Source organism: Bradyrhizobium semiaridum (assembly GCF_020329505.1).
GTDB lineage: Bacteria > Pseudomonadota > Alphaproteobacteria > Rhizobiales > Xanthobacteraceae > Bradyrhizobium > Bradyrhizobium semiaridum.
The window spans coordinates 80,736-95,142 of record NZ_JAGKJJ010000004.1 but is presented as its reverse complement, the minus strand read 5'-3'; the positions used below and the strand labels follow the sequence as shown (position 1 = coordinate 95,142).

14 protein-coding genes and 1 pseudogene are annotated in these 14,407 nt (G+C 65.5%); 10 read left to right on the top strand and 5 right to left on the bottom strand.

Annotated features, from left to right (window positions below):
- Positions 1 to 70 precede the first annotated feature (70 nt).
- The gene (locus J6500_RS06655; RefSeq protein ID WP_225711892.1) at positions 71 to 1,258 is read right to left on the bottom strand and encodes a pyridoxal phosphate-dependent aminotransferase; all 1,188 of its coding nucleotides are present in this window, start codon (positions 1,256 to 1,258) and stop codon (positions 71 to 73) included.
- Between the two features lie 229 nt (positions 1,259 to 1,487).
- Here J6500_RS06655 and J6500_RS06650 point away from each other — a divergent pair, with 229 nt between their 5' ends.
- From J6500_RS06650 to J6500_RS06605, 10 genes are all read left to right on the top strand, one after another.
- Positions 1,488 to 2,903, top strand: a complete 1,416-nt coding sequence (locus J6500_RS06650; RefSeq protein ID WP_225711891.1) for a M48 family metalloprotease — start codon at positions 1,488 to 1,490, stop codon at positions 2,901 to 2,903.
- A gap of 97 nt (positions 2,904 to 3,000) precedes the next feature.
- Positions 3,001 to 3,768: a DsbA family protein gene (locus J6500_RS06645; RefSeq protein WP_225711890.1), complete on the top strand. Its 768-nt coding sequence runs from the start codon at positions 3,001 to 3,003 to the stop codon at positions 3,766 to 3,768.
- Between the two features lie 287 nt (positions 3,769 to 4,055).
- Positions 4,056 to 4,910 carry a DUF1236 domain-containing protein gene (locus J6500_RS06640; protein WP_225711889.1) on the top strand — a complete coding sequence of 285 codons (855 nt, stop codon included), beginning with the start codon at positions 4,056 to 4,058 and terminating at the stop codon, positions 4,908 to 4,910.
- A 296-nt stretch (positions 4,911 to 5,206) separates the two neighbouring features.
- Complete coding sequence (aroQ, locus tag J6500_RS06635) at positions 5,207 to 5,668, top strand: type II 3-dehydroquinate dehydratase (protein WP_225711888.1); 462 nt, start codon at positions 5,207 to 5,209, stop codon at positions 5,666 to 5,668.
- Positions 5,669 to 5,720: 52 nt separating this feature from the next.
- On the top strand, positions 5,721 to 6,221 hold the full coding sequence (gene accB / locus J6500_RS06630; protein ID WP_225711887.1) for an acetyl-CoA carboxylase biotin carboxyl carrier protein: 501 nt from the start codon (positions 5,721 to 5,723) through the stop codon (positions 6,219 to 6,221).
- Positions 6,222 to 6,302: 81 nt separating this feature from the next.
- A complete protein-coding gene (gene accC / locus J6500_RS06625) occupies positions 6,303 to 7,661 on the top strand; it encodes an acetyl-CoA carboxylase biotin carboxylase subunit (protein WP_225711886.1) in 1,359 nt (452 codons plus the stop codon).
- A gap of 98 nt (positions 7,662 to 7,759) precedes the next feature.
- A complete protein-coding gene (locus J6500_RS06620) occupies positions 7,760 to 9,292 on the top strand; it encodes a sensor histidine kinase (protein WP_225711885.1) in 1,533 nt (510 codons plus the stop codon).
- On the top strand, positions 9,289 to 9,726 hold the full coding sequence (locus J6500_RS06615; protein WP_225711884.1) for a response regulator: 438 nt from the start codon (positions 9,289 to 9,291) through the stop codon (positions 9,724 to 9,726). Before J6500_RS06620 ends, J6500_RS06615 begins: the two co-directional genes overlap by 4 nt.
- Positions 9,723 to 10,814, top strand: coding sequence for a sensor histidine kinase (locus J6500_RS06610; RefSeq protein WP_225711883.1), 1,092 nt, complete (start codon positions 9,723 to 9,725; stop codon positions 10,812 to 10,814). Before J6500_RS06615 ends, J6500_RS06610 begins: the two co-directional genes overlap by 4 nt.
- Positions 10,815 to 10,993: 179 nt before the next feature.
- A complete protein-coding gene (locus J6500_RS06605) occupies positions 10,994 to 11,677 on the top strand; it encodes a hypothetical protein (protein ID WP_225711882.1) in 684 nt (227 codons plus the stop codon).
- Here J6500_RS06605 and J6500_RS06600 read toward each other — a convergent pair.
- From J6500_RS06600 to J6500_RS06585, 4 genes and pseudogenes are all read right to left on the bottom strand, one after another.
- The gene (locus J6500_RS06600) at positions 11,646 to 12,029 is read right to left on the bottom strand and encodes a BA14K family protein (protein ID WP_225711881.1); all 384 of its coding nucleotides are present in this window, start codon (positions 12,027 to 12,029) and stop codon (positions 11,646 to 11,648) included. The two genes, J6500_RS06605 and J6500_RS06600, sit on opposite strands and share 32 nt — an antisense overlap.
- 10 nt (positions 12,030 to 12,039) lie before the next feature.
- Positions 12,040 to 12,342, bottom strand: coding sequence for a hypothetical protein (locus J6500_RS06595; protein ID WP_225711880.1), 303 nt, complete (start codon positions 12,340 to 12,342; stop codon positions 12,040 to 12,042).
- 8 nt (positions 12,343 to 12,350) lie between these two features.
- Positions 12,351 to 13,781 (bottom strand): efflux transporter outer membrane subunit, encoded by a 1,431-nt coding sequence (locus tag J6500_RS06590; RefSeq protein ID WP_225711879.1) that lies wholly within the window; start codon positions 13,779 to 13,781, stop codon positions 12,351 to 12,353.
- 51 nt (positions 13,782 to 13,832) lie between these two features.
- Positions 13,833 to 14,384, bottom strand: a pseudogene (locus J6500_RS06585) (efflux RND transporter permease subunit); the annotation flags it as partial.
- Positions 14,385 to 14,407 lie beyond the last annotated feature (23 nt).

Here is a 14,407-nt window from a genome sequence, read left to right as displayed (position 1 = left end):
GCGCGGCGGCGGACTGCGAAACCGATTGGATTGACAAGATGGACTCCGGGATGGCGCTGGAAGATGGCGGCTATTTAAGGCAATGCGCGATCCGCGCAACCGCTTCCTCCATGTCGGCTGCCGAGCGCGCATAGGAGAAGCGGATGAAGCTGCGACCATGGATCGGATCGAAATCGACACCCGGCGTCGCCGCGACATGCGCCTTCTCCAGCATTTCACTGGCGAAAGCAAAGCTGTCCGACGTGAAGTCGGAGACGTCGGCATAGAGATAGAACGCGCCGTCGGCGGGTAAAAATTTCGTCAGTCCCGCCTTCGGCAGGCCCTCGATAAGAATGCGGCGGTTCTCCTGATAACCGCGCTTGATCGCTTCCATCTCCTCGCGGCCGTCGAACGCCGCCTCGGCCGCGATCTGCGACAGCGTCGGCACCGAGATCGAGAGGTTCTGCTGCAGCCGCTCGATCGGCCGCACCAGCACCTCGGGCACCACCATCCAGCCGACGCGCCAGCCGGTCATGCAAAAGTATTTCGAGAACGAGTTGATCACCAGCGCCTGCGGCGACAGCTCGGCAGCCGTCACCGCCGGGAATGCGTAGTCGAGCCCGTGATAGATCTCGTCGGAGATGAAGCGGATGCCGGCGCTGTCGGCGGCCGCCATCAGGCCCGCCAATGCCTCGCGCGACATCATGGTGCCGGTCGGATTTGCGGGGCTGCCGACCAGCACGCCCTGTAGCGGCGTCTTGCGATGCGCGGCAAGCAGCGCCTCACCGGTCAGCGCATGGCGGGTGTCGCCCGAGGTTTCGATCAGCACCGGCTCGCAGCCGAGCGCGGTCAGGATGTGCCGGTACGGCGGATAGCCGGGCACGGTAACCGCGACGCGGTCACCCGGCTCGAACATCGCGAGGAACGCGAGGATGAATCCGCCCGACGAGCCCGTGGTGACGATGATGCGTTCGGCGTCGACCTCGCATCCATACGTGTCGCGGTAATGCCGGGCGATGCGCGCGCGCAGGGACGGAATCCCGAGCGCGGAGGTGTAGTCGATCCGTCCGCCCTGGAGCGCGGCCTGCGCCGCCGCGATCGCCGGCTGCGGCGCGCCCGCGGCAGGCTGGCCGACCTCCATGTGGATGACGTGGCCGCCGGCGGCCTCGATTCGGGCTGCCGCAGCCATCACGTCCATCACCATGAACGGTGGAACATCGCTCCGCCCGGACGCGGTCAAAAGGCTGGTTACACGGTTTCTCAGTGTCGCTTCGCGCATGGAATTCTGCTATGGCACGGGCCGCTGCCGGATCACGGTTCCCGCAATCGGGTACCGCCCCAGACTGGCCGCATTCGGTGGCTCCTTATAGCGCTTTCAGGCCAAGTGAATACACGGTCCGCGTGACGAAAAACCGCAAGAACAACCGACTGTGCCGCGCGCCGGGTCCGATCAGGGCCGTAATATGGCCTTGCCGTTGCGCGCCCGGCCATCGCCGATAGATCGCCTCATGCTGTTCCGCCCTGCGCCTCGCGCCAAGACCCACAACAAGACTTTCAGGCTGACCGCAGTTCTGACCGCAGTCGCGCTCGCGGTCGGCCCGGTCACGACAGCACGGGCGCAGCAGAAAGGGCCGCCGGTGCTGCGCGATACCGAGTCCGAGCAGCTGCTGCGCGAATATACAAGGCCGATCCTGCGCGCTGCCGGGCTCGAGAAGCAGAACATCCAGATCGTGATCATCAACGACGGCGCGTTCAATGCGTTCGTCGCCGACGGTCGCCGCATCTTCGTGAACTATGGCGCGCTGCTGCAATCGGAGACGCCGAACCAGATCATCGGCGTGCTGGCGCATGAAACCGGCCATCTTGCCGGCGGCCATCTTGCCAAGATGCGTGAGCGGCTGGCGCAGGCGCAGACGCAGATGATCATCGCGATGCTGCTCGGTGCCGGCGCGATGGCCGCGGGCGCGCGCGGCGGCGCCGGCAACGGCCTGTCCAGCGCGGGTGCCGCGGCGATCTCCGCGCCGCAGTCGATGGTGATGCGCACGCTGCTATCCTATCAGCGCGCGCAGGAGGAAAACGCCGACCGTGCCGGCGTCAAGTTCCTGACCGCGACCGGACAGTCCCCCAAAGGCATGTACGAGACCTTCAAGCGCTTCAGCGACGAGGGCCTGTTCGCCGCGCGCGGCGCCGACCCCTATCTGCAATCGCATCCGATGCCGGTGGACCGCGTCGCGGCGCTGGAAGGCCTGGCGCGCTCGAGCCCCTATTGGGACAAGAAGGACGACCCGGCGCTGCAGCTCCGTCACGACATGATGCGCGCCAAGATCTCGGGCTTCATGGAGCGGCAGGACACCGTCTATCGCCGCTATCCGTTGTCCAACAACAGCCTCCCGGCGCGCTATGCCCGCGCCATCACCACCTATCTGCACGGCGACCTGCGATCGGCGATCGCCCAGATCGACGGCCTGATCCAGGTGCAGCCGAACAATCCCTACTTCTACGAGCTGCGCGGCCAGGCGCTGCTCGAAGGCGGCCGGCCGGCGGAGGCGATCGCCCCGCTGCGCAAGGCGGTGCAGCTGTCCGGCAATTCGCCGCTGATCGAGATGCTGCTCGGCCAGGCCCTCGTCGCATCCGACAACAAGGGCCTCACCGACGAGGCGATCAGCATCCTGCGTGCCGCCGTCGCCCGCGAGCCCGAGGCGCCGATCGGCTTCACCCAGCTCGCGATGGCCTATGGCCGCAAGGGCGACTACGCGCAGGCCGACCTCGCCTCGGCGCAGGCCGCTTATCTGCGCGGCGACACCAAGACCGCCCGCGACCTGGCGTCGCGCGCGAAGACGAGATTCGCCATCGGCACGCCCGGCTGGGTCAAAGCTGACGACATTGTGAGCGCCAAGCCGATGCCGGGTCAGAAAAACAACTAGAAATAAACGCAAGTTCCATACAACGATCACCGCAACCGGCTCACGGCCCCGGTTTTTCCCGGCCATCTTTCGAGCCACGCCGAACAAGGATTTTGTCATGCCAGCGCTTCGTTTTCTTGCCCCCGCCCTGCTCGCGCTCGGCGTCTGCACCGCGCCGCTGTCGGCGTCGGCCCAGAGCTTTACCGACACCCAGCGCGGCGACATCGAGACCATCGTGCGCAACTATCTGATCGCGCATCCCGAGGTGCTCGAGGAGGCGATGAACGAGCTCTCCAAGCGGCAGGCCGCGGCCGAGGCCGAGAAGCATGAGCAGAGCGTCGCCAAGAACGCCGACACCATCTTCAACTCGCCGCGCGGCGTCACGGTCGGCAACAAGGACGGCGACGTCACCTTCGTCGAGTTCTTCGATTACAATTGCGGCTACTGCAAGCGCGCGATGACCGACATGCTCGAGCTGATGAAGGCGGACCCGAAGCTGAAGGTCGTGCTGAAGGAATTCCCGGTGCTGAGTCAGGGCTCGGTCGAGGCCGCGCAGGTCGCGGTCGCGGTGCGCATGCAGGACCCGACCGGCAAGAAGTATCTCGACTTCCACCAGAAGCTGCTCGGCGGCCGCGGCGCCGCCGACAAGGCACGCGCACTCGCGGTCGCCAAGGAAGTCGGCCTCGACATGGCCAAGCTCGAGAAGGACATGGCGAGCCCGGAGGTCAAGGCGACCATCGAGGAGAACTTCCGTCTCGCCGAATCGATGGGCATGAACGGCACGCCGAGCTATGTGATCGGCAAGCAGGTCGTGATCGGCGCGGTCGGCGTCGACAATCTCAAGGAGAAGATCGGCATCGCGCGCTGCGGCAAGGCGACCTGCTGAGCGGCGGCATTCCTTTCATGTGGTGAAATCCGGCTGCACCGCAGCCGGATTTTTTGTTGCCCTTTCTTCTTGCCGGGTCTCCGAACCGGTTCGCCGGCTTCAATGTCGGCGGCGGCAACGGCCAGGTCGATTTCGACAGCATGGAGTTCGATTGCGCCTGCGGTGAAGCGTTCGCGCGTTCATCGCGCATTCACAGTGCAACCACGGGGAACCAAAATTCGCGAGGAACATCGCGCACCTTCTCTCGTTGTCGGCGCGGGCAATGCAGACATGTGAGGAGGAATTCCATGACAAATCGCTTTCTGATTTCGGTCGCCGCGGCGGCTCTGATCGCCGGTGCGGGCTTTGCAAATGCGCAGGGCACCGGCGGCAAGGAATCGCCCGGTGCCGGCGGCGGCGCGACGATGCAGCACAATGCGCCGTCGGGTGGCGCCTCATCCGGCACCATGCAGCATGACTCGGACGGCAAGAAGGGTTCCGAGCATTCGACCACCGGCCAGTCCCGCTCCGGCCAGGGTGAATCCGGCATGAAGTCCTCGGACTCCGACAAGTCCGGCGCCTCCTCCAAGGGCGCGCAGGACAGCACCCAGCATTCCAAGGGGATGAGCTCGGAGAACGAAGGGGCCAAGGGCTCCAAGGACATGAAGGCCGAGGGCCGCGACAAGAGCGGCAACATGAAAGCCGAGGAGCGTGACAAGTCCGGCAACATGAAGGCCGAGCAGCGCGATAAGAGCGGCTCCACGACCAACCAGAACGCTCAGACCAAGGGCACGACCGACACCAACCAGAATGCCCAGACCAAGAGCGGCACGGACACCAACCGCGCGCAGACCAACGACACCAGCCGTACCCAGACCACGACCGGCAACGCGGCGACGTCGGCCACCGCGGCTCCGCCCCCCGAGAAGCGCAGCGAGATCTCGACCGCGATCAGGTCGGAGAAGATCACCGAGGTCAACAACGTGAACTTCAACGTCTCGGTCGGCACGCGTGTCCCGGCCAACGTGCACTTCTACCCGGTCCCGGAGCGGGTCGTCGCGATCTATCCGCAGTGGCGCGGTTACCAGGTCATCCTGGTCAAGGGCCGCTACGTGATCGTGCAGCCGGAGACCCACGAGATCGTCTACATCATCGAGGGCTAAGTCTGGCCTCGATACGAGGGCGGCCGATGCGCCCTCGCCGCATTGCGAACCCCGCCCCCTTCGGGCGGGGTTTTGCTGGGCGCCCCCCGGCTTCGGCAGTGGATGACGGGCAAGGACCGCGCGTCCGAGCGCTCTGCCCATAAAGTTTGGTTAATCAGCGTTTTCCGTAGGTTACGGCGGCAGCCTGACAGCCGGGACGAAGCTGTTGAAGACGCCTGCAACGCACCTAAAGGCTTCCCCTGTGGCCGGTTGTTACCTATAACCCGCCCCACTTCACCGCGTCGGAACCTGTGGAAATGGCTGCTGCCGGAACGATCTATGTCCTGAACGGGCCGAACCTCAATCTGCTGGGGACCCGCGAGCCCGAGACCTACGGCCACGCCACGCTCGCCGACGTCGAGAAGCTGTGCGCGGACACCGCCAAGCAGTTCGGCCTGACCGCCGATTGCCGGCAGTCCAACCGCGAGGGCGAGCTGATCGACTTCATTCACGAGGCCCACGCCAAGAAGGCGGTCGGCATCATCATCAATGCCGGCGGCTATTCCCATACCTCGATCGCGCTGCACGATGCGCTGGTCGCCGCGAAAATCCCGGCCGTCGAGGTCCATGTCAGCAATATCCACGCCCGGGAGAGCTTCCGGCACCACTCGTTCACTGCTAAAGCCGCGTTCGCGTCGCTTTGCGGTTTTGGCATCGACGGCTACCGCCTCGCCATCATTGGGCTCGCCACCAAGATCGGCGCCAAAGCAACGACTTAACCGCCAATCCTGACGTTCCCCGTCACCAGACAGAGATTCCGGATCAAAGATCATGGCGCGCCAGCCAGACGATAAATCAACCGCCAAGTCCAAGAGCGAGAGCAAGAGCGACGACAGCGCCCTCATCCGCGAGCTCGCGCTGCTGCTCGCCGAGACCAACCTCACCGAGATCGAGATCGAGCGCGCCGGCCTGCGCGTCCGTGTCGCGCGCAACATCAGCATCGCCGCATCCGTCCCCGCCGCTTCGGTACAGGCCGTAGCCGTGCCCGCTGTTGCAGCAGCGGCTCCGGCAGCCGCGGCCACCGACTTCGCCAAGCATCCGGGCGTCGTGCCCTCGCCGATGGTCGGCACCGCCTATTGGGCGCCGGAGCCCGGCGCCAAGCCGTTCATCGAGGTCGGCTCGAAGGTCAACGCCGGCCAGACGCTCCTGATCATCGAAGCGATGAAGACGATGAACCAGATCCCGTCACCGCGCGCCGGCACGGTGACCCAGCTCCTCGTCGAAGATGGCCAGCCCGTCGAATTCGGCGAGCCGCTGGTGATAATTGAGTAGGCGAATAGGGAATAGCGAGTAGCGAATGGCGTCGCGCTTCCCTGTTCGCTGTTCGCCACTCGCCATTCGCGGCAGGACAACATGTTCGACAAGATCCTCATAGCCAATCGCGGCGAGATCGCGCTTCGCGTCTTGCGGGCCTGCAAGGAGCTCGGCATCTCCACCGTCGCGGTGCATTCCACCGCCGACGCCGACGCCATGCATGTGCGGCTGGCCGACGAGAGCGTATGCATCGGCCCGCCGCCGTCGAAGGACTCCTACCTCAACGTCCCCGCGCTGCTGGCGGCCTGCGAGATCACCGGCGCCGACGCCGTGCATCCCGGCTACGGCTTCCTGTCCGAGAATGCCCGCTTTGCCGAGATCCTCGCCGACCACAACCTCGATTTCATCGGGCCGAAGGCCGAGCACATCCGCCTGATGGGCGACAAGATCGAGGCCAAGAAGACCGCCAAGCGGCTCGGCATCCCCGTGGTCCCCGGCTCCGACGGCGCGGTGTCCTCCGAAGAAGACGCCATGGCGATCGCCAAGGAGATCGGCTTCCCGGTCCTGGTCAAGGCCGCAGCCGGCGGCGGTGGCCGCGGCATGAAGGTCGCCCACAGCGAGGCCGATCTGGCGCTGGCGCTGTCGACCGCGGCCAACGAGGCCAAGTCGGCCTTCGGCGATGCCTCCGTTTATCTCGAAAAATACCTGCAGAAACCGCGCCACATCGAGATCCAGATTCTCGGCGACGGCCGCGGCGGCGCCATCCATCTCGGCGAGCGCGACTGCTCGCTGCAGCGCCGCCACCAGAAGGTCTGGGAGGAAGGCCCCTCGCCGGTGCTGGCGGCGGCCGCGCGCGCCAAAATCGGCGAGACCTGCGCCAAGGCGATGCGGGACATGAAATATCTCGGCGTCGGCACCATCGAATTCCTCTACGAGGATGGCGAGTTCTATTTCATCGAAATGAACACGCGCATCCAGGTCGAGCATCCCGTCACCGAAAGCATCACCGATATCGACCTGGTGCTGGAGCAGATCCGGATCGCCGCCGGCGGCGAACTGCCGGCCAGGCAGGACGACATTGCGATCATCGGCCACGCCATCGAATGCCGGATCAATGCGGAGAACCCGCAGACCTTCCGCCCCTCGCCGGGACGGATCTCGCAATTCCACCCGCCGGGCGGTCTCGGGGTGCGGATCGATTCCGCCGTTTACCAGGGTTACGTGATCCCACCCTATTACGACTCGCTGGTCGGCAAGCTGATCGTCCACGGCAAGACCCGCGGCGAATGCCTGATGCGGCTGCGCCGCGCGCTCGACGAGATGGTGGTCGACGGCATCGAGACGACGCTGCCGCTGTTCCGCGCACTGGTCCGCGAGCCCGCCATCATCGACGGCGACTACCACATCCACTGGCTGGAAGAGTATCTCGCCGGGCAGGCGGCCGACGCCCAGAAATAATTCCATGGTTCCCGTGGAACTCGACCCGCGCTGAGGCGTATTAAAGGGTTGACGAGTTTCCACGGGGACGCATTGACCTCCATTCATTTGACGAGCCGATGCTGACGGCGATTTCCGGGCGCCGCGCTGCACTGCAAATCCTGCTGTTATCGGTGGGTTTTGTCGTGCTGGTCGCGGTCAGCGTGGCCTCCGTGCTGCTGGTCAACAAGGCGCGCGAGGACAACGCCTGGGTCGTCCACACCGTGGAGGTCGAGGGCCAGATCTCCAACCTGCTGTTCGAGGTGCGCCGCGCCGAAAGCGCCGCGCGGGCATTTCTTCTGACCTCGTCGCCGCAATATCTGACGGAGTATCGGCAAGCCGCTACCGGAATTCCGGCCGCGCTCGATCATCTCGCAAAGATCACCACCGATAATCCGGCGCAGGTCGCCAATGCCGCCAAGCTGCGGACCGCGGTCGAGAAGCGGCTGTCCGAATTCACCCTCGGCATCGAGCGCGCCCAGAACAACGACGTCGCGACCAGCATCGCAGTGCTGCGCAACGCCACATCATCCGACGCGGTAGAGGCGATCACCCGGATCGGACGCGAGATGCGCGCCGAGGAGGACCGCCTGTTTGCGCTGCGCAGGGCGACCGCGGACGAGACACAGGTGCTGGCCTCCTCAGTCACCATTGCAGGCTCCTGCATGGTGCTGGCGCTCGCCGGCCTCTCGATCGTGCTGGTGCGGCGATCGTCGCGGGCGCGCGACGAGGCCGAGGCGAAGCTGCGCGACGTCAACGTCACGCTGGAAACCACCGTGGACGAGCGCACCGCCGACCTGCGCGAAGCCAACGAGGAGATCCAGCGCTTCGCCTATATCGTCAGCCACGATCTGCGCTCGCCGCTGGTCAACATCATGGGCTTCACCAGCGAGCTCGAGGAGTTGCGCGGCGATATCTTCAAGCGCATCGCAAGCCTCAATCGTGCCGCCTCGCCGGCACCGGCGATGCCGGACGACGCCACCGACATTGCCGAACCCGAGCTCGAAGGCGCGGACAAGCAGCTCTCGGACGATTTCATGGAATCGCTGAGCTTCATCAAATCCTCGATCGCCAAGATGGACCGGTTGATCTCAGCGATCCTCAACCTCACCCGTGAGGGCCGCCGCGAGTTCAAGCCGGAGCGGATCGACGTCCACGAGCTGATCGACGGCATCGTCAAGACGGTCGCCCACCAGGCGGCGGAGGCCAACGCCAGCATCGAGGTCGGCGCCATGCCGAAAATCGTCAGCGACCGCCTTGCGCTGGAGCAGATATTCTCCAATCTGATCGACAATGCACTGAAGTACCTGAAGGACGGTGTCCCCGGCACGATCGAGATCGCCGGACGCAGCAAGCTCGGCTTTGCGATCTTCGAGGTCAAGGACAACGGCCGCGGCATCGATCCGAAGGATCATCAGCGCATTTTCGACCTGTTTCGCCGCGCCGGCACCCAGGACAAGCCGGGTCAGGGCATCGGCCTTGCGCATGTCCGCGCACTTGTGCGCAGACTGGGCGGCACCATGTCGGTAGCATCGGAACTTCACAGTGGCAGCACCTTCACGATAACACTGCCCATCAACTGGACAGGCAAGAACCGGGATAAAGCATCATGAGCGATCCAGTTACCATCATCATGATCGAGGACGACGAGGGCCATGCTCGCCTGATCGAGCGGAATATCCGGCGCTCGGGCGTCAACAACGAGATCGTCCCGTTCACCAACGGTACAGCTGCGATCGACTATCTGTTCGGCAAGGACGGTACCGCGGCCGAACGCAAGGGCCATGCCCTGCTCATCCTGCTCGATCTCAATCTCCCCGACATGACCGGCATCGATATCCTGCGCCGGGTCAAGGAGAACAAATATCTGAAGTCGACGCCGGTGGTGGTGCTGACCACGACCGACGACTCGCAGGAGATCAAGCGCTGCTACGAGCTCGGCTGCAACGTCTACATCACCAAGCCGGTGAACTACGAAAGCTTCGCCAACGCCATTCGCCAGCTTGGCCTGTTCTTCTCCGTGATCCAGGTTCCGCCAGCCGTATGACCAGCGCCACGCCGACCCTGCTCTATATCGATGACGATCCGGCGCTGGCGCGCCTGGTCGAACGCGGGCTGACGCGCGCCGGCTTCAAGGTCGTGCATGCCGCAAGCGGGCAGCAAGGCCTCGATCGTCTCACCCAGGGCGGCATCGACGTGATCGCGCTCGATCAGTACATGCCCGGCCTCGACGGGCTGGAGACGCTGGAGCAGATCATGAAGATCGCGGACGCGCCGCCGGTGGTGTTCGTCACGGCCGCGCAGGATTCCGCCATTGCGGTCACCGCGCTGAAGGCGGGCGCGGCGGACTATCTGGTCAAGGATGTCGGGGGCGAGTTCATCCCCCTGCTCCAGGTCGCGGTCAACGGCGCGATCCGGCAGGCCGCGATCCAGAAGGCGCGCGACGAGGCCGAGGCCGAGGTGCACGCCTCGCGCGACCGCTATGCGGCGCTGGCGGCCGAGCGCGAGGTGCTGCTGCGCGAGGTCAATCACCGCGTCGGCAATTCGCTGCAGATCATCGCCTCGCTGCTGCATTTGCAGGCCAACTCGGCGAGCCAAGGCGACGTCAAGGCAGCGCTGACCAACGCCATGGGCCGGGTCGCGGCGGTGGCCCAGGTGCATCGCCGGCTCTACACCTCGCAAGACTTCAAGACCGTGATGCTCAACCAATATCTCGAGGCGCTGCTCGAGGATCTCCGCCGCTCCGCCGAGGGCAACAAGATGTCGCGGCTGACGCTGCGTGCCGATCCGATCGAGATCGATCCGGACCGCGCGGTCGCGATCGGCATCATCGTCAACGAGCTGGTGATGAACGCGGTGAAATACGCTTATCCCGAAGGCGCCGGCCCGATCGATGTCGAGCTGAAGCCGCAAGGCGACGACTTCGTGCTGTCGATCAGCGACCAGGGCGTCGGCTTCAACGATAAGGCCGATCCGCGCGGCACCGGCATGGGTCAGCGCATCGTCAACGCAATGGCGGCCAAGCTCGACGCCAGCGTCGAGCGCGATCCGGCCCACAACGGCACCCGCATCGTGGTGCGCTTTGCCCGCGTGAGCCCGTCACTGGCAAAACCGACGGGCGTCGCCGCGAAATAGGCCCAGGCACGGCCCCACCCGCCGGGATCGATTGCAGGCCGATTGATCGACTTGTCGGGTTCGCCTTAACCGCGGCGTCATCCTGTCCGCAAAGGGAAGGCAGCCTCCCAGGCCGGTTAACAAACATCTGGACATCTTTCGCCATAATCGCGCCGGCAGCCTGGCAGGAGGCGACAACGATGTTTGGGCGCAGGATCACGTTCGGAAAGAAGCAGTACAGCCTTGCCGAAGTCCGGGAGATGACGCGTCCGACACCGGATGACGACGGCATCACGCGCGTCTTTCCGAAGGAGATCTGGAACGATCCGAAGATCGGTTCGATGCTGCGCGAGCTCGGCTTCAACCCCGACGATCCGCGCAACATCAGGAAGACGGCGGATGACTACATCGCGATGTTCGCCGCGGCGAGGAAGCGGCTCGAGCAGCGCGCCGAAGTGTTCAACCGCGACATGACCGCCCGTTACGGCTACTGCCGCGCCGTGCCCTTCCTGGTGATCGACCGCACGATCTGGGACGGCGAGCATGGCGCGTTCCTCTATGGGTCGATGGACCTGATCGGCTTCGACGACTGGAATGTGCTGATGCTGGCGGCGGATGAGCGCACCAAGCAATTGTGCGGGATCGCCGGCCATCCCGGCACGGTGCCTCCGATCACCGAGGCCGTAACCAACTACGTGATTGACTGGAAGGCACGCCACGAGATGTTGCTGGAGTCGTTTGGTGTCACGGCCACCAGCGGTCAAGGCGGCATCACAGGTGAGCAATATGAGGCGGAGAAGGATGCGCTGCGCCAGGAGATCATCGACAAGGTCGGCTGGATGAAACCGCGCATCATCGCCGAATTGCTGCGCATCCAGGGCTAGCGGCGGGCTCCCCGCAGACTTCTTCAATCGTGCTTGTGTGGTGCCGCCGCTTGCGCGGCGAACTGCAATCCCGGCACGGCGCGCCGAACACCACTTGCGACGGATAGGGCCGCCGCGAATGCTGCGGCGTCCAGCCGAACAGGCCCGCCGCGCCAAATCCGGCGCTGAACGGATCGGCGGCGAAATTGCCGGGGAAATAGCCGTTGCTGCGGAAATCGCGATCGTCGTCCCTGCCGTCGAACGCCCAGCCGCCGGTGCTGCCGTAGCGGAGCGGACGATCCTGCGCCGATGCCACACCGCCCATGGAGAGCGCGATGGCGGCGCAGGCGATCAGTGCTCTGATGGCGGTCATGTCGCGGTCCTCATGGCGGCACCGTGCCCCAATCGCCCTTCCAGGCGATCAGGCGTCCCTTGCCGAATTGCAGATAGAGCGCATCGCTGCGCCTCGACAGAATGCTGCCCCTGACATTGGGGAGCGCGACCAGCAATTCATTGCCCGGCGTGCCGCGTACGTAAGCCAGGGGGACGCCGAGTGATTGGCTGGCCTGGTCGGCCGTCATCCCGAAGGCGAGCGGCACGCTGTTGGGCCGGTGCTGCGCGCGCGCCGCACCGAACGATGCGCTGAGCGCGATGGCGGCGACGAAGACCGTCAGGAAGCGTTGCATCACCGACCTCATTGCAGCGCCGCCAGCGTGCCGGCGGGAGTCCAGCCGCCGCCGAGCGCCTGGAACAGGCTGCTCGCGGCCAGCAGCTTGTTGAGCCGCACCGTGACCAGATTGTTCTCGGCCGTGAACAGCGTCTGCTGCGCCTGCAGCACGGTGATGAGATTGACGGTGCCGCCGCGCAGCTGCGTCTCGGCGACCTCGAACGCCTTGCGCGAGCTCGCCACCACATCCGACTGCAACCGCTCCTGCAGCGTGTACTTTTGCAAAGCGACCAGCGCTTTCTCGACGTCGGCGAACGCCGACAGCACCGACTTGCGATAGGCCTGCAGGAATTGCAGCTGCTGGCCCTTGGCGAGCTTGAGCTGGCTCTCCAGCTGGAAGCCGTCGAACAGCGGCTGCGTCAGACCGGCCGACAGCGTGTAGTACCAGGCGCCCGGCCCGAACAGCGAGGCCAGTGCCGCGCTTTGCGTGCCATTGGTGGCGGTCAGCTGGATCTGCGGGAAGAACGCCGCGCGCGCGGCATCTACGCTGAAGTTGGCTGAGGTCAACTGCGCCTCGGCCTGGCGGATGTCTGGCCGCTGATAAAGCAGTTCCGACGGCAGTCCCGGCGTGACGCGCGGCACCGCGATCTGCGTGGTGCTGCCGCCGCGCACGGTGAAATTGGCCGGTGCGCGCGCCACCAGCAGCGCGAGGGCGGCGGTGTTCTGCGCCACCGTCACCTCGAGCGGTGGGATCGCCGCGCGCTGGGTCGCCACCAGCGCCTCCTGCTGCGACACGTCGAGCTGCGAGGCGGTGCCGCCGGAGAATTGCTGCTTGATCAGCGCAAGGATGCGCTCGGCCGCCCCGAGGTTGCGGCGGGCGACCTTGATCTGGTCCTGCGCCGCCAGCACCTGGAAATAGGTGTTGGCGACGGTCGCCATCGTGCTCAGCGCGACCACCTCGCGATTGTAGCGGGCGGCGGTGGCGCTCTCCTCCGACGCCGCCAGCGTCGCGCGGTTCTTGCCCCAGAAATCCAGGATGTAGCTCGCGGTCAGCCCCGCGCTGAACTGCGAGAATGTTCCGCCGGCGCCGGTCGTGCCGCTCGCCGCTCCGGCACCCTGGCGCTCGGCGTTGGCCGACCCGGAGAGCGACGGCAGCAGCGCGGCGCCGGAAATGCCGACATTGGCGTCGGCCTGCGCGATCTGGGCGATCGCGACCGCGATGTCGAGATTGTAGAGCTGCGCGGATTCCATCAGCGCGGTCAGTTCCGCGGAGCGGAAGCCGCGCCACCAGGCAAGCGCCGGAACCGCCGCGTCGGCATCGCCCTTCCCGGCCGTCCGGTAGCTCGCCGGCACTTCGAGATGGAGTTCGGGCCGCTCCGCGCCGGGGACGCAGCCGGACAGGCCGAGGCCGACCAGCAGCATGAGCGCCGGCCGCCGGCTGAGGCCGAACGCACGCATGCGCGGTTTCCGTACCACTCGAACTCTCCGCAACGCTGCAACTGTCGGCATTTACCTGCCCGGTTGAAGTGAGGACCCCGCCGCCCGCACGGCGCCACCGCGACGCGCGCGCCGGGTCCACAGGCGAAACCAGTTGAGGTAGAGATAGATGACCGGCGTCGTATAGGGCGTCAGAATCTGGCTCAGGATCAGGCCGCCGACGATCGCGATGCCGAGCGGCTGGCGCAATTCGCCGCCGTCGCCCATGCCGATCGCCAGCGGCAACGCGCCGAGTAGCGCGGCCATCGTCGTCATCATGATCGGGCGGAAGCGCAGGAGGCACGCCTCCCTGATCGCCTCGAGCGGCTCCAGCCCGCGCCTGCGTTCCGCCTCGAGGGCAAAATCGATCATCATGATCGCATGCTTCTTCACAATGCCGATCAGCAGGATGACGCCGATCAGGGCCATGATACTGAACTCGGTGTTGAATGCCATCAGCGCCAGCAAGGCGCCCACACCCGCCGAGGGCAATGTGGACAAGATGGTCAGCGGATGGTCGAAGCTCTCATAGAGCACGCCGAGCACGATGTAGATCGTCACCACAGCGGCCAGGATCAGGAAAAGCGAGGGCGTCGACGGATCCATGG

Coding starts and splice junctions, on each gene's coding strand:
- J6500_RS06655 (WP_225711892.1), bottom strand. CDS start 1,258: ATGCGCGAAGCGACACTGAGAAACCGTGTAACCAGCCTTTTGACCGCG.
- J6500_RS06650 (WP_225711891.1), top strand. CDS start 1,488: ATGCTGTTCCGCCCTGCGCCTCGCGCCAAGACCCACAACAAGACTTTC.
- J6500_RS06645 (WP_225711890.1), top strand. CDS start 3,001: ATGCCAGCGCTTCGTTTTCTTGCCCCCGCCCTGCTCGCGCTCGGCGTC.
- J6500_RS06640 (WP_225711889.1), top strand. CDS start 4,056: ATGACAAATCGCTTTCTGATTTCGGTCGCCGCGGCGGCTCTGATCGCC.
- aroQ (WP_225711888.1), top strand. CDS start 5,207: ATGGCTGCTGCCGGAACGATCTATGTCCTGAACGGGCCGAACCTCAAT.
- accB (WP_225711887.1), top strand. CDS start 5,721: ATGGCGCGCCAGCCAGACGATAAATCAACCGCCAAGTCCAAGAGCGAG.
- accC (WP_225711886.1), top strand. CDS start 6,303: ATGTTCGACAAGATCCTCATAGCCAATCGCGGCGAGATCGCGCTTCGC.
- J6500_RS06620 (WP_225711885.1), top strand. CDS start 7,760: ATGCTGACGGCGATTTCCGGGCGCCGCGCTGCACTGCAAATCCTGCTG.
- J6500_RS06615 (WP_225711884.1), top strand. CDS start 9,289: ATGAGCGATCCAGTTACCATCATCATGATCGAGGACGACGAGGGCCAT.
- J6500_RS06610 (WP_225711883.1), top strand. CDS start 9,723: ATGACCAGCGCCACGCCGACCCTGCTCTATATCGATGACGATCCGGCG.
- J6500_RS06605 (WP_225711882.1), top strand. CDS start 10,994: ATGTTTGGGCGCAGGATCACGTTCGGAAAGAAGCAGTACAGCCTTGCC.
- J6500_RS06600 (WP_225711881.1), bottom strand. CDS start 12,029: ATGACCGCCATCAGAGCACTGATCGCCTGCGCCGCCATCGCGCTCTCC.
- J6500_RS06595 (WP_225711880.1), bottom strand. CDS start 12,342: ATGCAACGCTTCCTGACGGTCTTCGTCGCCGCCATCGCGCTCAGCGCA.
- J6500_RS06590 (WP_225711879.1), bottom strand. CDS start 13,781: ATGCGTGCGTTCGGCCTCAGCCGGCGGCCGGCGCTCATGCTGCTGGTC.